The sequence below is a fragment of the Sphingobacterium yanglingense genome (genome assembly GCF_004363245.1).
Lineage (GTDB): Bacteria > Bacteroidota > Bacteroidia > Sphingobacteriales > Sphingobacteriaceae > Sphingobacterium > Sphingobacterium yanglingense.
The window spans coordinates 755,659-778,400 of the sequence record NZ_SNYV01000011.1; the positions used below are offsets into that span (position 1 = coordinate 755,659).

Here is a 22,742-nt window from a genome sequence, read left to right on the forward strand (position 1 = left end):
CATCCCTGCTCTAACATTAAGGCTAATTTTTTATTTACAACTGATTTTAAATAAATAACCTAATCATCAAATGTATGAATAATCATCCTTATACTAAAAGATGGTACAATACTTTATTGTCTTCTTTTAGGAAAAAAAAGGGATCATCACCCAAAATCACACTCGAAATGCGTCTGTTAACTTACCTTACATTGGGCGCCAGTTTGCAGTTATCCGCCAACTCGTATGCACAAAAAATAAGCATACATACGGAAAAAGCACCCCTTGAGACCGTCTTTAAGGAAATAAGAAAACAAAGCGGCTATTCTTTTATCTATAAAAGTTCTTACTTAAAGAATGCAGCCCCCGTATCTATATCCATAGACAAGAGAAACCTCAAGGAGACATTGGACAAACTACTGAAGGACCAACCTTTTGATTACGTCATCAAAGGCAAAGTTGTTTCTTTAGTGCCCCTTAATGCACCTCGCAGCACCAATACGGCATATCTTGAAGAAGAGACGATCCAACAACGCCTCATCTCAGGCTATGTCAAAGATCAACAGGGCAATCCCCTTCAAAAAGCAACCGTTCGCGTCAAAGGGAGTAATATTTCCACTTCTACTGATGAAAAAGGCTTTTTCCAACTGAATGGTGTGGACCGCAATGTGACACTATCAATCAGCTTTCTTGGCTTTGACAACCTGGAAGTATCCGCTTTGTCCAATTTACAAAGCCTCACCTTGCGAATAGCAAAACAGGAAGTAGAAGAGGTTGTCGTCAATACGGGGTTTCAGACCTTGAATAAAGAGCGAGCTACTGGTTCTTTTGGCCTCATTGACAAAGCCCAGATTGAAAAACCAAGCACCAATATCGCACAGCGTATCATCGGTACCACCGCAGGTGTACAGGCTACGCTAGATGTAGATGGCAATCCGCGCTTTGAAATCCGGGGGCAGAGCAGCCTTAACATACGCGACAGCAAAGGCGAATTGACGGCCAATGCGCATCCTCTAGTCGTTGTTGATGGTTTCGCCATACAAGGCGATTTCAATTCCATCAATCCAAATGATGTAGAAAGTATCACCATCTTAAAAGATGCGGCAGCGGCTTCTATCTGGGGCGCACGCGCGGCCAATGGTGTGGTGGTTATTGTCACCAAAAAAGCAAAACAAGGCACCCCGATGAAAGTCGACTTCCAGGCCTTCACCCGTGTTGGCAAAAAGTTTGATCTTTCTTATGTCAACCCTTTAGCTTCTTCGGCAGAAACCATTGAGTATGAAAAGCGTGCTTTCAATAAATGGAGTGCAACGGAAAACTCTGGCTCTTTGGAATCCAACTATAGCAAACAATGGTCTCAGGGATTGATCGCTCTAAGTGAACATCATCTGGGCTACATGAGTGAAGCCGAACGCGATGCTGAACTAGAGCGATTAAAGACTTTAGACAACCGTCAGCAGATTGAAGACCTTCTATTGGCGACTCCGGTTACCCAGCAGTATAACCTGACCCTCCAAGGGAGCAGTGCCAAGATGAATAATCTGGTTTCCATGTTGTACGAGCGCAATCAGAGTAATTTCAAAGAAACGTCCAATGACCGCTACATGCTCAACTACCGCACCACGGCTAGTATATTCCCTTGGTTGGATGTACATGCGTCGACCATGTTGCAGTACAACAACTTTAAGAAAAATGGAGTAACTCTCAGTGATATAAAAGGATTATCTCCTTACGATATGTTGGTCAACACAGATGGCTCTTATACCAATATCCATCAGTATTACTGGCCTATCATGGAACGCGCTGTCCCTATGGAGCGCTTCCCTTACGCCGATTGGGCCTACAATCCCGTACAGGAGATTTACCAACGCAACCGCCGTACCAAAGAGCTCAATACCCGTTTGATGGGAGGACTTACCTTCAAACCCTTAAAAGGATTAACCTTTGACACCAAACTACAGTACGAACATTTCAACACCAACAATCGTTATCTGTACAACGAAGGTTCCTTCTATTTGCGTAAGCGCGTAAATGAAGCTACCGCTTGGGATAACCAAAAGGGTACTCTTACCCACAATCTGCCCAAAGGCGCCCTAATCGAACAGCCTTATGACAGGCCTAGGGAATGGGGACGTACCAGTGTCAATTCGTACATATTCCGTAATCAGGTCAATTACAACAGAACCTTCGGGCTAGACCATGAAATCAATGCTGTAGCAGGTAGCGAGATTAGTAATATTGTAAGCGAACAGTTCTACACCCCACCTTCCTATGGCTTCAATGAGGAGACCCTTACCGTTGGCAGCTATCCGAATGGACCAGGTGGCACGTTCAATCCGATCAAGAACTGGCTAGGTAGCAACCAGACCTTCCGCTATACCAACTCTTTTACGTATCGTACCGAGCGCTTTGTCTCCATGTTTGCGAATGCGGCATATACCTATCAGAATAAGTATACCCTTTCCGGCAGTATTCGAAACGACGCTTCCAACATGATTACCGACGATCCGTCGTACCGTTACGCACCATTTTGGTCTATTGGAGGGTCATATCAGATCGGGCGTGAACAGTTTATGCAACAGTATACCTGGTTGGATCGTTTGAACCTAAGACTTACCTATGGCTATAATGGAAATGTGGATCGTTCCACTTCATTCCGCCCACTAGTGGCTCTTGATAGCAATCCAAACGTATACACTAATGAATATACAGGTAGAATCAGTAGTTATGGCAATCCGACACTCCGTTGGGAACGTACAGCAACCTGGAATGCGGGCGTAGATTATTCGCTATGGCAGGGCAAGCTTTATGGAAAGATTGACGTGTATAAGAAGCAAGGCAAAGACCTCATTGCAGAGCTATCCATTCCGGCAGTCAATGGGACCAATACCCAGAAGCTCAATAATGCAGAGATTACAAACAGCGGTATCGAACTTGAACTGGGCACTACCCTACCATTGCGTGGGTCGGACATTACCTGGCGTGGAAGTTTTAACTTTTCGTATAATCACAACAAGGTCAACAAGTTCTTTGTTGCTAACTATGTTGCCTACGACATGTATGGTTACGGAAAAGATTATAGTGCTTATGTGGAGGGTTATGATGCCAATAGCCTGTGGGTCTTTGAATACGCAGGTATACACGATAAACAACCGATGGTTCACGGTGCTAATGGTGAGCTTTATGATTTTGGAACATGGTCGCCTGGCGATGGGCGTGATTACCTGTTGCATGGCGGGACTCGTGTAGCACCATATACCTTGGGCTTTAGCAACAGTTTCCAGATTTATGACTTTAACCTTTCATTTATTTTGACTGGTAAGTTAGGACATAAGTTTCTCAAACAATCATTCAATTACCCAGATGTTGGGTACGACCGTTTGCTTCCGAACAATAAACTAAGCGAAGTTATGAACGGGGATCCGAACTCAATCGTGCCATTACCTTTGAACGATATCGAACCACGTTACTATTTCTGGGACAGATTCTATTCGTATATGGACTACTTAGTCACCAATGCGTCACACCTCCGCATGCAGGAGGTCAGTGCGAGCTATCGCCTGCCTACCCAAAAGTGGAGTCTTTTAAAACAAAGCAACGCTATGGTATATATACAGGGTAATGACCTATTTACAGTCTTGTTCAACAATACAGGTGAAGACCCAGAATACCGCTTAGGTACGATGAAGCCACGTCCACGTTTTACATTTGGTTTGAAAGTTGGATTTTAATTAATAAGGAAAGATGAAAACTACAATAAAGAACACGAGCAAATTATCCCTAGCTATACTTATTTCCGGCGCATTATCTTTCAGTAGCTGTAATAAGTTTTTGGAGGAAAAACCATCCAAATCTTCCGATTTGGTGGTCACCACAACGGATCAGTTGGACGCGTTGCTCAATAGATACAGCACATTCTATAGCGAAGGAAATCGCACAGCCATATTTAGTACGGATGATTATAATTTCAACAAGCAGATCTATGACGCCCGTCCAGCAACTTTCGCCATGGCAGCAGTAGAGTTTGCGCTATGGGATATTGATTATGTACAAGACGATACGCGTGAAAATTTCTGGAAAAATGAATACAACAAGATTTTCAATGCTAATATGGTGTTGGAAAATCTAAGCCGTGTCAGCGGAAGCCAGGCCGACAAGGACCGTCTGAAAGCTGATGCACACCTGATCCGCGCCTATAGTTACCTTGCCTTAGCAGACACCTATTGTCTTCCCTATACCGAAGCCAACAAAAATGAACTGGGTGTGCCGATCAAACTGACTACCTCATTTGAAGAACCCACTGCACGGGCACCACTACATGCGGTATATGCACAGATCGAATCCGATCTTGCCGAAGCATTGAAAGTAAATGTCCCCCTTGTACAGCAAGGGCGTGCAAGACACTGGCGTGCCAATACTGCCGCTGTAAACGGTTTTGCAGCCCGTTATTACCTGATGCGCAACGACTACAACAAAGCACTAGATTTCGCTAATAAAGCGCTGAGCGAATATAGTACCTTCGTGGACTACAATACCGATATGCGTTATGGTCGTAGCAGTACCGTCAATATCAATACGGGTACACCTGAAGCAAAAACGGTGACCCTGCAGTTCCCGTACACACACGACAATCAAAGTGACTTTACAGATATGCTACAATGGAAGGAGTTTCTCTACTTCCGTATGCTCAATCACGAAAGCTGGTGGTATATACCGAGCCAGGAGCTGATCGATCTATATGACAAGGCCAATGATCTACGTTATGAGTACCACTTTGTCGAAGGCTATTCCTACGACCGTGGCATGACCAAGCCTGCATACGACTGGCCAGGTTATGTCTTTTTCTACAAGGACCGTATACCTTCGGGACCTACCGTTGCCGAGATGACATTGATCAAAGCCGAGTGTCAGGCACGTCTAGACCAAGCATCTGCAGCTATGACCACTGTCAATACCTTGCGTGCCAAGCGTATGAAACCCGGTGCATGGGTCAATCTACAAGCTAGTAGCAAAGACGAAGCAATCAAGAAAGTATTAGAGGAGCGTCGTAGAGAGATGCCTTATACACAGCGTTGGTCCGATATCCGTAGATTCAATAACAACGATTATGCAGGCGATGACGTCTTGTTGAGCCGTAGCTTCTATCCGTACAATGCGTCCACTGTACAGATGGATCAACCAATCAAAACGTATCAATTACCCAAAGATTCCAGACGATTTGCTGTCCCTATCCCTCGGACAGAGATTATCTCGAGTCAAGGGGTAATCGTTCAGAATACCTATTAATCAGAAAAGGGACATCTTAGTGATGTCCCTTTTTATGTTAGAGTAGATTGACTTCATTAATCATCAACTCGAGTTCGTCTTCATTATCCGCGTCGGTTCTGAAGTTTTCAAAAATAAGATTACCTTGCTTGTCGATTAGAAAATTCATTGGAGCTGCTCCACGATTATCCAGATTCCCTTTATCCCTACCTTTCACATCTTCCAGTGGCATAAAGCTATACCCTGTTGATTTCAGGAATGGCAATACATAATCATTCTGCGAGGATACAATATTAATTCCGATATACGCCAGTCTGTCCTTAGAAAACTTACGCACCACATTCTCAAAATGCGGAAACTCACCTCTACACGGGCCACAGCCCGGGTACCAATAGGTAATAAAAGTTACTTTGTCCTTAAAGTCAGACAGGCTATTGCTGCTTCCAGCATAATTTTTAAGATTAAAAGGTGTAGCTACTTTTGCATTTGCCTTCAAGCTGCTTGATATCGCAGCCTGCACAGCAGCTTTATCCTTACCCAATACATTTCCATAGGTCACTAAAGATTCTTTGACAGCAGGAGATGGAGACTTCGTATAGAACTCCATTAAAGTACCAAACGCCTTATCCGTCTGTCCACTCAGATGCAATACCTCCGCTTTACTCACCGGAATGATTTTGAATGCCGAAGAGTATCGCGATACCTTGACCCCATCCAGTATAGCCAACGCCTTATCCCAGTCCTTATTATCCATTGCTTGCTTACATGCTGCAAACTTTAATGCTGTTTCAGCATTCTGTTGCCAATTTTCCTGCTTCGTCATCTCGAAAAGCTCCGTGCCCAATGCTCCTGCTTCGGCATAACGTTGTTGTTTGAGCAACAGGTCATTGTACGCAGACATACCACTTCCAGACCAATTAAACTTTGCTGGTGAGAAATCCTTTTTAAGACGTACGTATATCGCTTCCTTTTCTTGGAGATCCTGCGTCTGATGCGCTAACCAATACAGCGCCTGTGCACCACGTTCGCTGCTGTTGAACTTATCCGCAACAGCAAGACTCAATGCTTTATTTTTGGCCGGATCTACATTCTTGAACGAGCTCGCATAGTAAAACGCATAACTCGCATCCTCTGGATCTATTTCCGTAATCTTCTTTAAGTATGACCTCCCCTTTTCTTCCTCACCCCAGCGAGAGGCATCCGACCATAATGCGGCATATGCTTCTTTTAGGTTCGGATTGATGTCGATCGCTTTCAGCAAATATGTCTTGGCCTTCGGGCTATATTCACGTTCCAATGCGGTTCCTAACGCAAACGGGATGTTGGCGTTTGTAGGCTTCTCCTTCATCCACCCTTCGTACAGGTTAAACAATTCGGGATTTTCTATTCCCATCGCCTTGATCAGCTCCATATGGTATCCCACGCTATCAAAATTATTCTTAACCTTCTTCTGCAGGGCTTTCAACTCTTTAGGCGCCATCTGCTCCGTCTTGCTACCTTCCTGCGCCATTACTGTGTCAAAGGTAGCGTTGCCGACCATAGCGCCCATTAGTGCCAATCCGACAATAGTTAATTTCTGCTTGTTCATCTTTTTAATATTAGTGTTTATTTAAAAATCAGCTGATATTTATAAGACAGTGAACCCCACACTTTGTCTAAGATTTAATTTTGGTACCTGCACTCTGAAAAATTCAATACAAGATATTCGAAGCGTCTTAGGTGGACAATACAAAAAAGGACATCATAGGCATAGGACGTATCGCAATTCGATGAAATCGGGAACCGACTACCATCCTGTAGATCTTCACCCACATAAAACAAAGTCTGCAATTCTTTGGCAGACACCCAAGTCTTCCGGCCGTTGATGTCTACCTCAATAGATTTATACCTAGACGTTTTTACATTAAGCTCATGCTCACTCTTCCCACCAAAATTTCCCTATATCGCTTTTGCGTTCTATCTTTATTTCAACGAATATACATTGAAATAGATTTAGGAATAAAGATAGTCCCTATTTGTAAAAAAACAGGTATACAAAAACAAAACATTTCGCCCGAGTGTATTTATTTAAAACAAACTTTATATATGCTCGCCCTACTACTATCTTTTTTGCTTATCATCCTAGGCATTCTCCCCTTTATACAACATCAACATTGGATCTTCCGCGTACCCGAGTTCCTAAAGCTACAGATCCTTATTCTACAATTGATTGCCTTTGTCCTGCTATTCATTTTTAACACGAGAGACCTACTCTTCTGGCTGGTACAATCTGTACAACTGCTGTTGATTCTCTATCATATGTATATCTTGTCACGGTATACTAAATTCTGGCGAACACCAGCAATTCAAAAATCAGCTTCCGCTTCAGATCATATTAAAATTATCTCATGTAATGTATATCAGGATAATCTAGAGTACGCTCGTTTTATAACACTCGTTCAAAAAGAAAAGCCTGACATTGTGTTTACGATGGAAAGTGATAACCGCTGGGAACAGGCACTGCGTCTGCTAGAGAACGACTACCCCAATACCCAAAAAGTCACATTAGACAATACCTACGGAATGCACTTCTACACCCATCTCCAGGTGATAAAGATTCAGACACATTATTTTGTAGCCGATGATATCCCTAGTATTGAAGTCGAACTTGAGACTAAGGATGGGCATCGCTTTATCTTTTTTGGTATACATCCGCCACCACCGAGTCCCACCGAAGAAGAGAACTCAAAAGAGCGTGACGGTGACCTTCTGAGTGTAGCCAAGCGCGTACGTCACTATACATTACCTGTAGTAGTTGCTGGAGACTTTAACAATGTAGCCTGGGCAAAGAGCTCCATCCTTTTCAGAAAAACAAGCCAGCTTATCGATGCACGCATCGGCCGAGGAATACTCTCTACTTTCCATGCTAAGTACTGGTTCTTTCGAGTTCCACTGGATCTACTATTCCATAGTGCTCAGGTATTCATCGACCGATTGACGATTCTCCCAGATATAGGGTCAGACCATTTTCCTGTATCCTGCACCTTCCATATCGACCGGCAGTCTGATGATCAGGAAGAGCGTGTCGAAAATCTAGATAAAGACGAGATGCAGGACGTAAATGAACTGATCCAAGAAGGTAAAGAGGAAGAAAGCGATAATAGATAGTATCAGACGTCAGTAAAGCTATTACAATCTGATAAGCTAATCGCCACATAGCGACAGTAAATAGCTTATCAAGATCTACAGTGAGTGGCTATTTTCCATCAGATAATCCATCGAGCCTCCTTTACCGTTGTAATAAAACAAAATGTTCTAAATCATACCTATCTTTAATCTAAAAAATATAGCCGATAACAGGGGTTGTCTTTATCTCCAAAGATTCTTAATATTGGAGTCTATTTCAATTTATATGTATATAAAACAGTTCTCCATCTGCTTAGGCGCTTTTTTGATCAGTGCTTGCAATCAAACAAACAACAATTCCAAGCAGAATACGGTCGATACGGTAGCAATTACTACTCGCGACGAAGTGTCTAATCCGAAAGACGTACAAAAAGAAAATACGACAGACCAATCCCATGATCAGGGAGAAGAATGGCTGAAGAACATCTTCAAGACCAAAAGCTCGGACAAATATTTTCCGGACTATAATGTAGAAGAAAAGCTATGTACCAAGCGTTTTCAGGAATTTATAGCCGACTCTGGAGAACTGTACGGTCCTTCAAACCTGACTGATGAAGAGTATCCGGCGGTAGAAAAAAAATACAAAGAAAAATGGGGCAAGATCTATCCCATCGAGGAGCGTGAGATGTGGTTATTTGGAAGAGGCAATGGCGATATCGGAGAGCTACAGCAGTTAACGGTCAGTAAACTTAAAGACGGGCTTTATCGTGTATTCATTGACTATGGCCATGGGATTAAGACCGAAAATGAAGTAACACTGATGCAGGAAAACGGAAGTTACAAAATTGATTACTGCAAGACAGAATTTTTGGATTAGGTGTAGTGTGTTGCTATAGGTTTGACCACGACATTACTTTAGATTGCTTCATTCTTCCCAATGACAGGTTACCTACGGTGAGCTCGCAAGCTCGGTTTGTAAACTATATCGTATGCCGGCTGCGGTGTAGAGCCCGCTCCGAATATCGTAGCATCTAAAAGCTATACACTGGAACATCTTCATTATTCCTTTGTCCTCCATGCCGGACCGGCGTGACACTTGGTATCGGCCAAGTGTCCAACCGAACCCTGTGAGCTCATGGATTCATTTAACATCAAATCATTATATCCATAACCCTTGTCGCTCGAACCTTTAGCTTCGCTGAGCTCGTAGACTCGGTTTGACTGTACTGTAGTGCTTCCGTCTGCTATTGTCAAAAGCTTCCCAGGCGACATTAAATTAGATTGTAAGGAAGTACTAGCACTACCACGATAAAATGGCATAGATTACGCAAGGCATGAAGAATTGCAACTCGCAAAGACGGATACTTTCAGAACCTCAACAGCACCACCTCTTTAACAGCCCCCTACAATACCCCTTCTTTCAATTGAATTTTGATGAACGCCATTTTCTGCGTTTTACCCGATGCGGAGGCCGAATTAAGTGGGTACACTGCTGCATAAAACGTATTCTGATCTGCCCAGAATGCCTTTTTATCATCTGCGATCTTGAAGTTGGTAAAGTTGACATACAACAGATTCCGCTGTCCTTTCTCCTGCGCCACATACTTGCAGACCACAAAATCACTACCCACACTAGAATTGGAAGTCACCCACGAGAGACGGTCCTTAGTAGGGAGAATCTGCGGATAGCCTACTGCATAGATGTCGCACTTAGCTCCATTAGCAGGATCATAAAATGTGTAATAATCTTCATTTGCCGCGTCCGAACTCTCCTGAAACAGTTCTAGGTTTAGAAACTTCGACTGCGCGATATACGCATTGTAAAATATCCCTTCTTCATCAGAATTATTTTCATACTGGGCGATGACATGCTCCTGACCACCATCTATATATATCCACTTGTTATTATTCAACTTAACATTCGGATTCTTCACCATGACTTCATCTATTCTGCCTTTAGAAGCTTTTACATAATCCTGCTCCGAGACCTCGATTATAGATCCATATTTATCGAATGACTTATTCTTAAAATCGTCTACTGCCTTGTACGTACTACTCCTGATCTCGTCCAATTTCACTCCTTTTAGCGTCAGGTCAAACGAAGCGGTAAACTCCGATTTCAGCACATAAGCTTCAATACTATTCGAGATATTATTTTCAATGCTAAAATGTATCGCATAAAAGTCTCCGGACTCTTCAAAACCATAGTAATTATCCAGGTTGTGACGCGCCACCTTCAGGGAAGACGAATCCTTGCTCGGTGCTACAAAAAAATGCACCGAGTCCAGTTTGGTAAATAGCTGAAAAGGCACCTCCTGCACATTGTCTACGCCTTTTATTTTTTTAAAGTCGGCAAAGGTGACCGTTTTCTGGACAGCCGCTGTCTCCACCTTCTTCGTTTCCGTTTTTTTATCCTGTGAATTACATGCCGTCAAGGTGCCTAGAGCAGCAGCCAAAATGAACATTTTATTTAGAGCCTTCATGCGTATATTTACTAGTTTGCCCGAAGATATCAGTAATCCAACAATCCCACAACAAAACAACTCCATTTACCCAATAATTGGCTGAAAACAGGGATATACATTGTTAATCCGGCAGCGTATCTCTTGAGGTAGTATACACCATCCCGCGCAGCTCATCCTCCTTCATATTATCCAATGCATATTGTATCCGTACTATTACAGGATGTCCCAATGCTTCTTTATACCCCCTATCATTAAGGTTATAGCGATATTTTGCGATACTGATGATCTGCTCCGGGTACCAATAAATATCAGTATCTGTAATTCGGTTATTCGATGTCAGTACATTATAGCCCTTATTCTTTAGGAGACGTAAAATCTCGTGCGTAATCTTTTCAAACTGTATCATAAGACCTCCCAATGCTATTTTTTCTTTTTATCGAAGAAATTGAATGTCGTTTCTTTGGAACCGGAACCTTTCTCCTTTTGGTAAGATGATTGCTTTTTCTCGGTTGTACTCTTTGTTTTTTTCTGATCTCTACTCATGATATTATGAATTAGTTATTCTGTTAAAAAAAATGTAATAATACAGAGGGTTTTCGACGTTTCTAGACGACAATTCACTGTTTGGGGACCAGGCGTATAAAACGATTCGTCTGACATAAGGAACAAATCTGCTCGTGGGGGATTAAGTTTATCTGCAGTTTGTCTTCCGTAAATATACCATTAAATATCTGACAATCAAAACAAAAATGCGACAGACTTTCGCCTGCCGCATCGAAGGTAAAAAAAATGAAATGAACAAATTATCTTGCTACGCGAACATTCGTTGCGTTGATTCCTTTTTTCCCGTTTTCTACATCAAATGTTACGTTATCATTTTCACGTATATGACTTACTAAACCTGTCGAGTGTACGAAAACATCATCACCACCGTTTGATGGGGTAATAAAACCGAAACCTTTTGTCTCGTTAAAGAACTTTACTATTCCTTCTTGCATTGTATTAACTATTATTGATAAAAAATTATTTGACTATTTGCTTATCGGCATTTAAAAACCGATTTAAAATCTATTATTTCATTTCTCAAACACTTCAATCGTGGTTCGTAAGCCCTCGATTAAGCTTGAATAAATGGAAGTACATGCTATACCAAAAAATTGCTGGTATACACAATGTGTCACATGTTAGCAGAAATATATGGGGGAATTAAAAATATTGATTCAATACCACTCAGCAAATGCTGTACATATCATTGATAACCTTAAAATGGCATCTGAGAAAGCTGGACTGAAAGAAGTGAAGAGTTAACTTAACGAAGTCAGAAAGAGCGTAGGCAGGGCCTTATAATAACACAAAGGTAGGGTTAATTTTTGTAAAAACAAGCAAATCAATATATTTCCAAAAAAATATCTACCTTTATTATCGCAACCACCATTACTGTAACAGCAGTTGCGATAATTAAAGATCAACTCACGGATGAAATTTTATAATAGAGAAAGCGAACTTTTACAACTTCAAAAGATTGAAGACCGCTCTACGCATGTAGCGCAGATGACTTTCATGGTCGGCAGAAGACGTATCGGTAAGACCAGTCTCCTACTCAAAGCCCACGAAGATAGTCCACATATCTATCTCTTTGTTGCCAAAAAGAGCGAAGCATTACTCTGTTTAGAATTCACAGAAGTTGTAAAACAAAGCCTAGGAGTCTCCTTCTTTGGTGAAATAAAGACATTTAAAGATTTGTTTGGATGGTTGATGGACCTATCAAAAAAGCAACACTTTACGGTTATCATCGACGAATTCCAAGAGTTCACTTCAATCAATAGCTCGGTATTCTCCGATATGCAGAAGTTATGGGATCTTAATAAGTCTGAAAGTAGAATAAACTTGATACTATGTGGCTCTGTCTACTCTTTGATGCTAAAGATCTTTGAAGGTGCAAAAGAGCCCCTCTTTGGAAGGGCCAACAACCGTATTTTACTCAAATCTTTTGACATTGCCACTTTAAAAGAAATTCTTCAGGACTACTACCCGCAGTACACGAGCGAAGATCTTTTAGCTTTCTATATGATAACCGGTGGGGTCGCCAAATATGTTGAACTGCTCGTAGCAGCGAATGCATTTACCCAAACGGATATACTAGACGCCCTATTATCAGAAAACTCTCTCTTTTTAGATGAGGGTCGAAATGTACTTATCGAGGAGTTCGGTAAAGATTATGGCAATTACTTTTCTATCCTATCCCTCATTGTGTCGGGCAGAACCGCAAGAGCCGAAATCGAATCTATTCTAGAAATACAGGTTGGAGGTTTCCTTGATCGGTTAGAGAACGAATATGGCCTGATAAAACGTGTTCGTCCTGTATTATCCAAACCCAATAGCCGCAGCGTTAAATATAGTATCGAAGATAACTTTTTGAGTTTTTGGTTTCGGTTTATATACAAGAACCGTAGTGCTGTAGAGGCCAATAATCTGGGCTACATCAGGCAGATCGTAGACCGCGATTACGCAACCTATTCGGGCAAAATACTTGAGAAATACTTTATCGAAAAGTTTAAAGCAGAAAAGAGATATAATCTAATCGGCACCTATTGGGAAAAACAAAACCAAAATGAAATCGATATCGTAGCGCTCAATGACTTGGATAAAGTCGTTTTATTTGCAGAAGTAAAGCGCAACGCCGAAAAAATCGACCTCGACACCTTAAAACAAAAAGCACAGGCGCTCTGCACCGAACTAAAAAAATACAAACAGCATTTCACAGTCTACTCCCTAGACGACATGTAGTAAATCCTAGCAGACACCGATCGGCCGGGGCTACTTGCAAAAAAAATCGGCTCTCGATCATTCGAGGGCCGATTTTTCTCTTGTATGAATACACAAGACCAATAAGCCTAATTATGTTCAGTCCAGTAAACAAAAAACACAAATTTTGTTTACTACACTAAACATTTTTTAACTATTTTTGTTTAATATAATAAACAAATTGCATTATTAGCTAAAAGGAGAAAAGATTAGAATGGAAGATTTAATACAACAATTTCAACAACGTCTGCGGTATATCAAGACAGATTTTGTACGCCATATTATCAACGAAATAAACTGGGATGCTCGCTTAATAGGTATTAAAGGGGCTAGAGGTATCGGAAAAACTACTTTAATCTTACAGTACATAAAATTAAATCTGATGGACCAACTAGACAAAGTACTCTACGTCAGTCTTGATACAGTCTGGTTCAATACACACACGCTCTTCGAGTTGGTCAAAAATTTTGATCAAAAAGGTGGAAAAATACTTTTCTTGGATGAAGTTCACAAATACGAAGGCTGGGCACAGCTTTTAAAAAACTTCTATGATGACTATCCCGAGATGAAGATCGTATTTACAGGGTCCTCCCTACTTGAAATCCTTAATGCCCGTGCCGATCTAAGCCGAAGAGCCGTAATCTATAAAATGCAAGGTTTTTCTTTCCGTGAATTTCTCTCTTTAGAAACGAAACAAACATTGCCTATATATACCTTGGATCAAATCCTTAGGGAACATTTGACACTTTCTCACGAAATAACGACAGACATTCGCCCCTTTCAATATTTTGAAAATTACTTGACCTATGGATATTATCCCTACTACCAAGAGCAACTGGATCTGTACAATTTACGTCTCACCGAGGTAATCAACATGATTCTAGAAATCGAACTTCCTCTTTTACGAAATGTAGATATTGCCTATATCAGTAAGATAAAACAATTACTACTCATTATAGCTGAGTCTGTGCCATTTTCACCTAATATTGCTAAATTAAGTGAAAAGATGGGAATCAATCGCTCTACTTTACTTTCCTATATACACTATCTCGATGAAATCGGACTTACACGAAATATCTTTAAAGTAGGAGAAGGTATTAGTATATTGCAAAAACCTTCTAAAATGTACTTAGAAAACACCAATCTAGCATTCCTGTTGGCACGGGAAAATGCAAGCAAGGGCACGCTAAGAGAAACCTTCTTTGCGAATCAACTGATCTATAAACATCGCTTAAACTATACCGACAAAGGAGATTTTATGGTAGACGAAAAATACACATTCGAGATTGGAGGGAAAGACAAATCAGATAAGCAGATCCAAGGCCTAAACAATGCCTATGTCGTCGCTGATGATATCGAGTTTGGTTTTCAGAACAAGATTCCATTATGGCTTTTTGGATTTATGTACTAAATAAAATACAGCAATTGTCATTACTGCAACCACAATTGCGATAAATAAAATTAAACCTTAACATGCCCCGATTGATCCGGGGCATGTTATCACTTCCGCCAGCACAGCCTGTATATCAGCAATATCATAGAGATGATTACCAATAGCCAAGGCCACACAGATAGCGGATAGCTATCTTTCTTGCTGCTCGTCAGACTCTCTGTCTTGTTATTTTCCGTACCGATACTGTCGTAGCTATGATCTACTGTTGTAGTTTGGCGCTTTAACGCGCGCTGTTCGCCATAGGCTATCTGCCCCGAGCGGCTCCAAAGACCGAGATCGGGATGAAAGAAGAAGCTGCTATCTCCCTTGTAGTGCCAATAGCGGTAGCTGCTGTCGTTACTATTGAACTGCATCCAAGAAGTAATAGATTCCACACGGCTTTGCGCCTGCCTGTCTTCCTGCAGCCGCTCACTTTTTTCTTTATTTACTTTGCATCCGAAACATACCGTGAGGAGCAGGAAATATAATATTTTGTTTTTCATAGCTGAATAAATTTATAGAAAGGTTGTCCTCCATGCTGGACAGGCGTGACACTTTTGACCGCAAAAGTGTCCAAAACTCGTCGCTCGAACCTTTTGACTGTATTGTAGTGCCTCCCACTACTAATGTCAAAAGCTTCACAGGCGACATTGTTCGAATTTGTAAAGAATTTGCTCAGACTCCTTATTTATTACTAGTCACTGACCACTCAGTCTAACTACTAAATACTAATATCTAAATACTATCAATCAATCCACTCCGCATAGCTATACACCGTCCGCTGATGTCTTCTGCGGGATTCTACCCTATCGTTGCTATTGCCTTCGATAGTCCGTATGTACGATCCCTGCTTTTCTTTGATCAGCCCGACATGATGGATTCGCTTTAGCTTAGCGCTGTAGATGCTAAAGAGATCTGCTGGTTTTATCTTATCGGTGTCCTTGTAGCTTCTCGCCCTTGGGAACAATACCGGAGACCATGGGTTACGGGGCTGTGCAAAGCCTGCCTTCCCATAAACCCACGAGACAAAGGCAGCACACCATTCGTTCCCAGGGCCTAGGTCGGTGTAGTGGAGATATTGTTCGATACGAGGGCCGTCGTTGTTGCCCGTAGCTTCTTTTACTCCTAGTTCTGCTGAAGCAATGGTAATTATAAGGCTTCTTTTGTCCTCATTGGCGGACTGCCTAGGCACTTTCCCTTGATAGAAAGTGCCGCAAAGATCAAGACTGTTTATCCTATGTTCATCACGGCTTCGTAAAGCTACACCGGCGGGTCCCAAGGTCGCCTGCCCTCGTATCCCTCCCTTCGACTGGGACTCCTGACCTAATGCAAAATGTACAGAATTGCAATCTGTAGCTTTACGGCCTTTGACTTCATATGCTAAAAGGTCGTTCAACGACCTAGGGCCATAATTAAGAGAAGCATGTTCTGTAAATTTTCTTCCTTTATCGCCTACAAAATTTTTGACGATTGTACTGGGATGCACGGACTTTGTGTCAAAAGTTTTAAGCGATGAGTTTAGCTTCGCTGAGCTACACTTCGTTCCGGTTTTTGCATACTTTTTAGCGGAAAAAAAGTATGTCCTCGTCATGGAAAATGACGGATGGGTATTGGAGGGAATAGAGAGGGCTAGAAAACTACTTCTACTCCCTTTAACACTGCAAACAGCAGCAAGAAGAAAACTGAGAAATAAAGAATACATTGTTGCCATGATGTCAATTGATTAAAATGTGAAAGAAAATCCTTGCGAAAGACTTTAAAGGGTTGCCATAATAGCTCCTGCAACCAGAGGCTGCACAGTACGGCAGCGAGGCTGACCAGGAGTCCAAACAGGGCTATCGTGAGGATACCGATGTCGAGTATCCCTGCTGTCGGGTCTACCCAAACGAGTACTTTTCCTATTAAAGTAAATAATAATGTAAATATTACTAACCGACTGATTAAGTATGTTTTTAAATTCGAAAGGATAATATTTTGTCCTAACCTCCACCCTTGCTTGGAAGCCGGTAATCTGTGTGTAAGTGTTGCCATTTTTTTTAGTATTTAGTAGTTAGTATTTAGATGTTAGTATTTAGTAGTTAGATATTAGTATTTAGATATTAGGAAGGGCCCGAAGGCCCGTTCCGTTAGACTACCTATAAGTTAATCTGGGGTCGAATCCTCACCATAGTCTTTGATTTCTACGGTCTTTTTGCCGGGGGTATCGGTCAACGTAATTCGGTACTTGGAATTTTCGTAATCGGGGTTGTCCTCGGTCATGGTATACTTCCATTGTGTACTTGTGCTGTCAGCGGGTGTCACTGTGGCTATTCCACTCTCGATGACCGCATCATTGGGCCCCAGCACTTCTACTTTGACATCGACGACCTTAAGCACGTCTTTGATCAATAAGGAAATAGTCTCGCCGGTATTACCTTTGTATTCGGTATCATCCAATAGTGCTACATAGGGCTTTACGAGATAGTCTCTAAAGGCTACGTTGTAGGCCGTCTGATTGATGTTTGCTTTTGCCTGATAGGCTTCTTTAAGCTGCGGATCCTGTATCGCTGCTTTGGCATACAGTGCCGCTCTAGTGAACTTGTTCATGACCGCCCGCTGATCGCTGGTATACTCGCGATTGGCCTTTTGCCTAGCTCTTTTGGCTATGATGGTCTGATCGCCTTTTAATCGAAACACGAGGTTTCGTCCTACTCTACCTGATGTGCCCTGCATGATCAGGTTGTCTTTTGATTTTGCCATTTTTTTAAAATTTATTGACGTTTATAATTCTGTTTGTGCAAGCTTGCTACCGGGGCGCCTTCCGACCTGCTTACGAAACAAAGGTTTAAACAAAAAATGATAAAACAATGGTTGTTAGCCTGTTGTGACGATATAGGATGAAAAAGGAAGGAATAGGAAGGGAAAGGAAGTGCATCTCTTGTCTTCGGTGCCAGACGGGCACCTAGTTTCCTTCGGAGATTGCTCCGCAATTTTGACCGCAAAAGTAGCAAAACTCGCCACTGGAATCTTTTTGCTGTATGGCAGTGCATCCCATTTCAGTTGCAAAAAAATTCGAAGGTGGCAATTCTGCTGAATGTAGGGATAGATGTTAGTATTGAGTAGTTAGATATTAGTATTTAGATGGGAGATATGAGATATCATTGTCTTAAACATGTGTCGCTGTTGTGTCAAACATGTGTGGTTATTGTGTCAAACATGTGTCGTTGTTGTGTGGCGCTTGTTTGTTTTATGTTTGCTTTATGTTCTTTTTAGGGGTGTTTGCGGTTCATAGAAGGCGCATAGAAGGTTCAGAGAATGTGTGGAGGGGAGTTAGATTTTAGTATTTAGTAGTTAGTAGTTAGATTAGAGATGTGAGATATGAGATGTGAGATATGAGATGTTAGACTTGGGGTTCGGGTTTGCGTTTGTGTTTTTTGATGGCTTTGAGGATTTCGTCGGTGAGGTAGTAATCTTTGGAATCGAGCTCATAGGAGGTGAATAGCTTTTTGAGGCGATAGAATTTGGTATCGGCAACTTTGAAAATATCTTTGAGGTCTGAGTTGTCAATGATCATCTTCTGTAGGGCTTCTTTGTCGGTGGGGGTCAATACCGAAATCAGCTTTACGATAAGCTGGTTCTGTTTTTTGGTCAACTTCAATCCTTTCTTGTTCTGCTGAATCAATACTTTGATTAACTGTTCCATAAAGCTTAGTGTCTAGGTTGTCCTACGCTGTTTTGTCCTGATAATGTTTTAGCTGCACCAGCATTTCTTCGAGTAGCTTCCGTACGTTGATAATGGTATACCGGTCCAGTTGGCTGTACTTTTTACGCAGGCTTTCGTACGATAGATTGTCCTGTGCATTTGTTCTGAAGCTTGCCTGCAGAAAATAAAAATAAGGTTTTAGCTGCTGCTCGGCGAGTATACCTGTATCGCGGGCGAGGCGCAACAACAAGAGCATCTGTCGTGCTGTAAGCCCTATACTACACTTTGCTCTGCCGGTGGGCATCAGTTCGGCAAAACCACTTAACCATTGCCTATAGAATGCTATCTGGTCAAGGTAAAAGCCCTCGTAGGCCGTGTGATTAATACCTGAGTGTTCTATTGCCTGCTGCAGTTCTATGCGTGCGTCAACCTGCTCCTGCATATCCGAACAGAAGTGGTCCAGCGCGGTCACAAACTCCATAATCTGCTTATTAAAAGCTAATAATACGGCACGCCTCTCTTTTATGCCAGCTTCATTCTGAAGTTCTAAAAATTTCGACCAAATGCTTTCGAATTGGCACTGAAGTGCTGTAATTGTCATTTCTATCTGTATCTAATTGTTCTCGTATTCAGTGCATTCATTACCCTATCCTTATACGTACGTCCTACCGGCACAGCCGTGCAGGTCGAGTTGCGTAGGGTTATCATCTCGCACTTACTATCTACACTCCCTATATTCTTGAATGCCAGTATAAAACCGCGATGTACACGGATAAAGTGTTCTGTAGGTAGTAGCTTTTCAAATTCGACCAGTGGCAAATTAACCCTATGGGTGCCGTCGGTATGTGTTATCAAAGACTCATCGGAATCCGCTTCTATACATTCGATATCGATCAATTGAAGGTTCAGCGCGCCGCCTCCAAAGAGCTTAAACATAACGTATTCTTCCAAGCCGAGCGGTACTACCTCACAACCACCTGCGCCTGCTCGATTTGTAGCCATCCTCTGCCATACCCGATCTATCGCTGTATGAAAATGCTCTGGCTTGACAGGCTTGGTGAGGTAGAATGCTATACCCAACTGAAAAAGCGCTGCGCCATATTCAACGTCTGCTGAACAGCAGATTACCTCTACCCGACCGACCAATAGGCTCATCAGTTCCAATCCATGGATAAAGGGCATGTGCATATCCACAAAGACCAGCTCCACATGATACTTCTCTATGAGTGCAAGTACTTGACGGGCATCCTGTGTACCCCCTGCATAAAGTAGGTCGTGCCTTTGTTTTATCAATGATTTCAAGGTATTGATGCCCTCTATCTCATCATCTACGACCAAACATTTCAATCTTTTCATATGTGTACATATTACGCATTATCATAAGTTACTGAATTATAATCACATGCACTACCCTTGGTCTATCCTTAATCCAGTATAATACCAATCGTCGGCCATCTCCAAAGCTTCGAAGTGGTAGCGTCCCGGAAATGCAATTTCCAATCTGGAGCGTAAGTTTTTATGTCCTGTCCCCAGCGAACTCAGACCGACCTTCGCTCTATCGATTTTGTTGGTGCATTCAAACAGCAGCATATCGTCCGTAATCAACAGCCTTATCTCCATAGGGTATTGCGCATCGGTATATACTCCATATTTGAAGGCATTCTCGACCAATGTGATTAGCGACACCGGCACGATTTTGTGCGATAGCGACATACCTTGCACCGTATAGTCGATATAGGTATTTTCAAAACGGCTCCGTTCCAATGCGATGTAGCATTCCAAGGCCTCCACTTCCTTATACAGTAACACCTTCTTTTTACCTTCCTCGGAGGCAGACAAGGTATACTTCATCAAATCAGCTAGACTATCCATATCCTTTGCTACTTCTGGAAGTACCGTCTGCGTCCTGCTGCGCATACCCGAGAGCACATTGAATAGAAAATACGGACTCAACTGTACCGTACGCAAAGCAAACTCCATCTCCTTGGCCTCTATTTCTTTTTCATAACGTAGCAGCTCCTGTTCCCGCCTTAAACGATCATTGACACGCGACTTGATGTGAAAGAGCAAGCCCCCCGCCATAATCCATACCCCAATGTAATTGGCAAACATGGTCCAGTAGTACTGTTCGCGTTTGGTAGAGAATAGCTCTTCCTTGAGCTCGATCCACCCCCTCCCCATATAGTGTACACCTTCGGTAAGCACGACATAGAGTATAATGATGAGCACGATAGACTTCCAGACCATTTTTTTCAAAAAAACAACGTACAATATCGCCAGACATCCGTTGAAAACGACGAGTAGAATAAGCCAGGCCAGTAACTGGCTGAGCCAACCCGTTTCTGGGTGCACCTTACTGTTGATGAGCAACATCAGAAGCATATATAATGGCCAACAAATCAACTGAACCCTAATGCTCTCCTGTAAGAAGATTTTAGTAAGCATAGGTTAAAATTTTGTTTAGTAGCTCTAATATACAAAAACTTCTGATGCTTAATAAATTACGGCGAACCTCCGTAGCCTGTCAACCGTAGCGTGTCAATTTTTTCCTGAGCGATTGAGAACTTTACTAAATCCCGTTTGCGGTACAAGTCACAAATGCCATCACTCCTGTAGTATATACCATATTGCATCGGGTCGTCATAAGGTTCCTTTTCCAGTGTATACCACTCGCCACACCTGTACTGTGCATCCGGCCTTATCTTCTGGAGGAACGGCCAGTTCGTCCATTGCTCTGGCCAGTGCACTAAATAGCTTCCAAACCAACCGTATAGCCTATATAGCACCGATCGAGCAAAGAGTGTCCGATTAGAATGAGCTACTGGCGCTATAGTAGGCATGCTCTCTATGCTAATGGTATTCTCCCCCCGAACGGCCAGCATGGGGTAGATCGGTAATTTTAGCGCATGTGCTACGCTGATCGCTCCGCGTGGGACCTCAATCTCGCAGCCCAAAAACTCGACCTGCTCCAATAGATGTCTTTTGCCATATTTTATCCCCTCCAGCCCATCGACATATACCAATAGATGATGTCCCCGGGCGCTAAGCTCGTACATCTTACGGAGCGATGCGCGATCGGTGGCATTGATCAGGGTAAACCGGCCTTTGCGCCTAGCTCGGCCCAGCAGTTTTTCCAGCCCTGTGTTACGCTGCTCCCATTCGTTGTACACCTTGTCTCCCACCAGGAGTGCAAAGGGTTCTCTCGCTCTTAGGAGAAGGTAGTTGATCAACTGATAGGCGCCAAAGTGGTAAGTGCATATCATGCCTGTCTGCGCTCTGATTTTTTGTAGAAACCCCTTCCATCCCCTTATCTTATAGGGGTACGTCCCTGCAAACAGCTTGAGGTCCCAAGTATCCATCTTGAGCTGCCAGAGGCTATCCCTAAATATCTTTCGGTGCGCCCGGTAGTCCAATTCTGGAAAAAAGAAAGCCATATTCGCGCTCATATCGGTAAGGCGATTCACGATGGTTTGATTCCAATCTATACCTTCCTTATAGAGTCTGTCATGGAGCCGCTGTAGCTCCTTTGTGTAATCTTGTACGGTATCCATATCGTTAACTTTTTTATCGTTACGGAGACTTTCCACAATCCTGGTCAGCCCCCGTAACTGTAGATTACCAATACCAATGTATGCCCGGCAAGAAGACATCACATGGGCTCGACTTACTTTGTGCCATTACCTGCGCGGCTACAATTGCTGTGGTATACGCCACTGTCTTGACACGCTGTATTCTTTTCTTTTTCAACGGTGTGCTATGCACGGTTACTTTTCTTTTTGTTTTCATCGTTTTTGTTCATTTAATAAAACCTTAAATGGGGCCCCAAAAACACATGCATCATACCCCAAACGTATCCAACAAAAAATAAAATGAAGTAAAAAAAGGTAGACAACCCTCCTAGGGGATGAATGGTAGTCGACAGGAGACGAATGAAAATTGTCCCCTGATGTCACGGCGCAAAAGCTACCGTATCCTTCGTGGGTAAAGAAATCGCTATGATAGATAAACC

The 22,742-nt window shown here is 42.4% G+C and carries 21 protein-coding genes; 6 read left to right on the top strand and 15 right to left on the bottom strand.

Features of this window, described 5'->3' with window-relative positions; translation table 11 throughout:
• Positions 1-74 precede the first annotated feature (74 nt).
• Together CLV99_RS05555 and CLV99_RS05560 are read left to right on the top strand one after the other, a co-directional pair.
• Positions 75-3,710, top strand: coding sequence for a SusC/RagA family TonB-linked outer membrane protein (locus CLV99_RS05555; RefSeq protein WP_133583483.1), 3,636 nt, complete (start codon positions 75-77; stop codon positions 3,708-3,710).
• A 13-nt stretch (positions 3,711-3,723) separates the two neighbouring features.
• Positions 3,724-5,265, top strand: a complete 1,542-nt coding sequence (locus tag CLV99_RS05560; RefSeq protein ID WP_133583484.1) for a RagB/SusD family nutrient uptake outer membrane protein — start codon at positions 3,724-3,726, stop codon at positions 5,263-5,265.
• A 37-nt stretch (positions 5,266-5,302) separates the two neighbouring features.
• Here the strand turns inward: CLV99_RS05560 and CLV99_RS05565 are convergent, their stop codons facing one another.
• A complete protein-coding gene (locus tag CLV99_RS05565) occupies positions 5,303-6,832 on the bottom strand; it encodes a TlpA disulfide reductase family protein (RefSeq protein ID WP_133583485.1) in 1,530 nt (509 codons plus the stop codon).
• Positions 6,833-7,329: 497 nt separating this feature from the next.
• Between CLV99_RS05565 and CLV99_RS05570 the strand changes: the two genes are divergently transcribed.
• Both CLV99_RS05570 and CLV99_RS05575 read left to right on the top strand, forming a co-directional pair.
• Positions 7,330-8,391 carry an endonuclease/exonuclease/phosphatase family protein gene (locus CLV99_RS05570; RefSeq protein WP_133583486.1) on the top strand — a complete coding sequence of 354 codons (1,062 nt, stop codon included), beginning with the start codon at positions 7,330-7,332 and terminating at the stop codon, positions 8,389-8,391.
• Positions 8,392-8,635: 244 nt separating this feature from the next.
• Complete coding sequence (locus CLV99_RS05575; RefSeq protein WP_133583487.1) at positions 8,636-9,226, top strand: hypothetical protein; 591 nt, start codon at positions 8,636-8,638, stop codon at positions 9,224-9,226.
• A gap of 182 nt (positions 9,227-9,408) precedes the next feature.
• Here CLV99_RS05575 and CLV99_RS05580 read toward each other — a convergent pair whose 3' ends face one another.
• The 4 genes from CLV99_RS05580 to CLV99_RS05595 all read right to left on the bottom strand — a co-directional run bounded on the left by CLV99_RS05580 (position 9,409) and on the right by CLV99_RS05595 (position 11,812).
• Positions 9,409-9,669, bottom strand: a complete 261-nt coding sequence (locus tag CLV99_RS05580; RefSeq protein ID WP_133583488.1) for a hypothetical protein — start codon at positions 9,667-9,669, stop codon at positions 9,409-9,411.
• An 83-nt stretch (positions 9,670-9,752) separates the two neighbouring features.
• Positions 9,753-10,832, bottom strand: a complete 1,080-nt coding sequence (locus CLV99_RS05585; protein ID WP_133583489.1) for a resolvase — start codon at positions 10,830-10,832, stop codon at positions 9,753-9,755.
• Between the two features lie 103 nt (positions 10,833-10,935).
• Positions 10,936-11,220 carry a hypothetical protein gene (locus CLV99_RS05590; RefSeq protein ID WP_133583490.1) on the bottom strand — a complete coding sequence of 95 codons (285 nt, stop codon included), beginning with the start codon at positions 11,218-11,220 and terminating at the stop codon, positions 10,936-10,938.
• Between the two features lie 397 nt (positions 11,221-11,617).
• On the bottom strand, positions 11,618-11,812 hold the full coding sequence (locus tag CLV99_RS05595; protein WP_133583491.1) for a cold-shock protein: 195 nt from the start codon (positions 11,810-11,812) through the stop codon (positions 11,618-11,620).
• A 478-nt stretch (positions 11,813-12,290) separates the two neighbouring features.
• On the opposite strand from CLV99_RS05595, the gene CLV99_RS05600 reads away from it, so the two are divergent.
• Together CLV99_RS05600 and CLV99_RS05605 are read left to right on the top strand one after the other, a co-directional pair.
• Complete coding sequence (locus tag CLV99_RS05600; RefSeq protein WP_133583492.1) at positions 12,291-13,601, top strand: ATP-binding protein; 1,311 nt, start codon at positions 12,291-12,293, stop codon at positions 13,599-13,601.
• A 232-nt stretch (positions 13,602-13,833) separates the two neighbouring features.
• Positions 13,834-15,030 (top strand): ATP-binding protein, encoded by a 1,197-nt coding sequence (locus CLV99_RS05605; RefSeq protein ID WP_133583493.1) that lies wholly within the window; start codon positions 13,834-13,836, stop codon positions 15,028-15,030.
• Positions 15,031-15,119: 89 nt separating this feature from the next.
• On the opposite strand, the gene CLV99_RS05610 is transcribed toward CLV99_RS05605, so the two are convergent.
• The 10 genes from CLV99_RS05610 to CLV99_RS23150 form a co-directional block, all read right to left on the bottom strand.
• Positions 15,120-15,554: a hypothetical protein gene (locus CLV99_RS05610; protein ID WP_133583494.1), complete on the bottom strand. Its 435-nt coding sequence runs from the start codon at positions 15,552-15,554 to the stop codon at positions 15,120-15,122.
• Between the two features lie 242 nt (positions 15,555-15,796).
• The gene (locus CLV99_RS23360; RefSeq protein ID WP_246032701.1) at positions 15,797-16,537 is read right to left on the bottom strand and encodes a C40 family peptidase; all 741 of its coding nucleotides are present in this window, start codon (positions 16,535-16,537) and stop codon (positions 15,797-15,799) included.
• Between the two features lie 143 nt (positions 16,538-16,680).
• Entirely contained in the window at positions 16,681-17,082 is a 402-nt protein-coding gene (locus CLV99_RS05620) for a hypothetical protein (RefSeq protein ID WP_133583495.1), read from the bottom strand.
• Between the two features lie 111 nt (positions 17,083-17,193).
• Positions 17,194-17,790, bottom strand: coding sequence for a hypothetical protein (locus tag CLV99_RS05625; RefSeq protein ID WP_133583496.1), 597 nt, complete (start codon positions 17,788-17,790; stop codon positions 17,194-17,196).
• Positions 17,791-18,430: 640 nt separating this feature from the next.
• Positions 18,431-18,733: a hypothetical protein gene (locus CLV99_RS05630; RefSeq protein ID WP_133583497.1), complete on the bottom strand. Its 303-nt coding sequence runs from the start codon at positions 18,731-18,733 to the stop codon at positions 18,431-18,433.
• 22 nt (positions 18,734-18,755) lie between these two features.
• Positions 18,756-19,334, bottom strand: a complete 579-nt coding sequence (locus tag CLV99_RS05635) for a hypothetical protein (protein ID WP_133583498.1) — start codon at positions 19,332-19,334, stop codon at positions 18,756-18,758.
• Between the two features lie 2 nt (positions 19,335-19,336).
• A complete protein-coding gene (locus CLV99_RS05640) occupies positions 19,337-20,089 on the bottom strand; it encodes a LytR/AlgR family response regulator transcription factor (RefSeq protein ID WP_133583499.1) in 753 nt (250 codons plus the stop codon).
• 51 nt (positions 20,090-20,140) lie between these two features.
• Entirely contained in the window at positions 20,141-21,178 is a 1,038-nt protein-coding gene (locus tag CLV99_RS05645; RefSeq protein ID WP_133583500.1) for a sensor histidine kinase, read from the bottom strand.
• 56 nt (positions 21,179-21,234) lie between these two features.
• Positions 21,235-22,284, bottom strand: a complete 1,050-nt coding sequence (locus CLV99_RS05650) for a lysophospholipid acyltransferase family protein (protein ID WP_133583501.1) — start codon at positions 22,282-22,284, stop codon at positions 21,235-21,237.
• Between the two features lie 64 nt (positions 22,285-22,348).
• Entirely contained in the window at positions 22,349-22,519 is a 171-nt protein-coding gene (locus CLV99_RS23150) for a hypothetical protein (RefSeq protein WP_162850031.1), read from the bottom strand.
• Between the last annotated feature and the right edge of the window lie 223 nt (positions 22,520-22,742).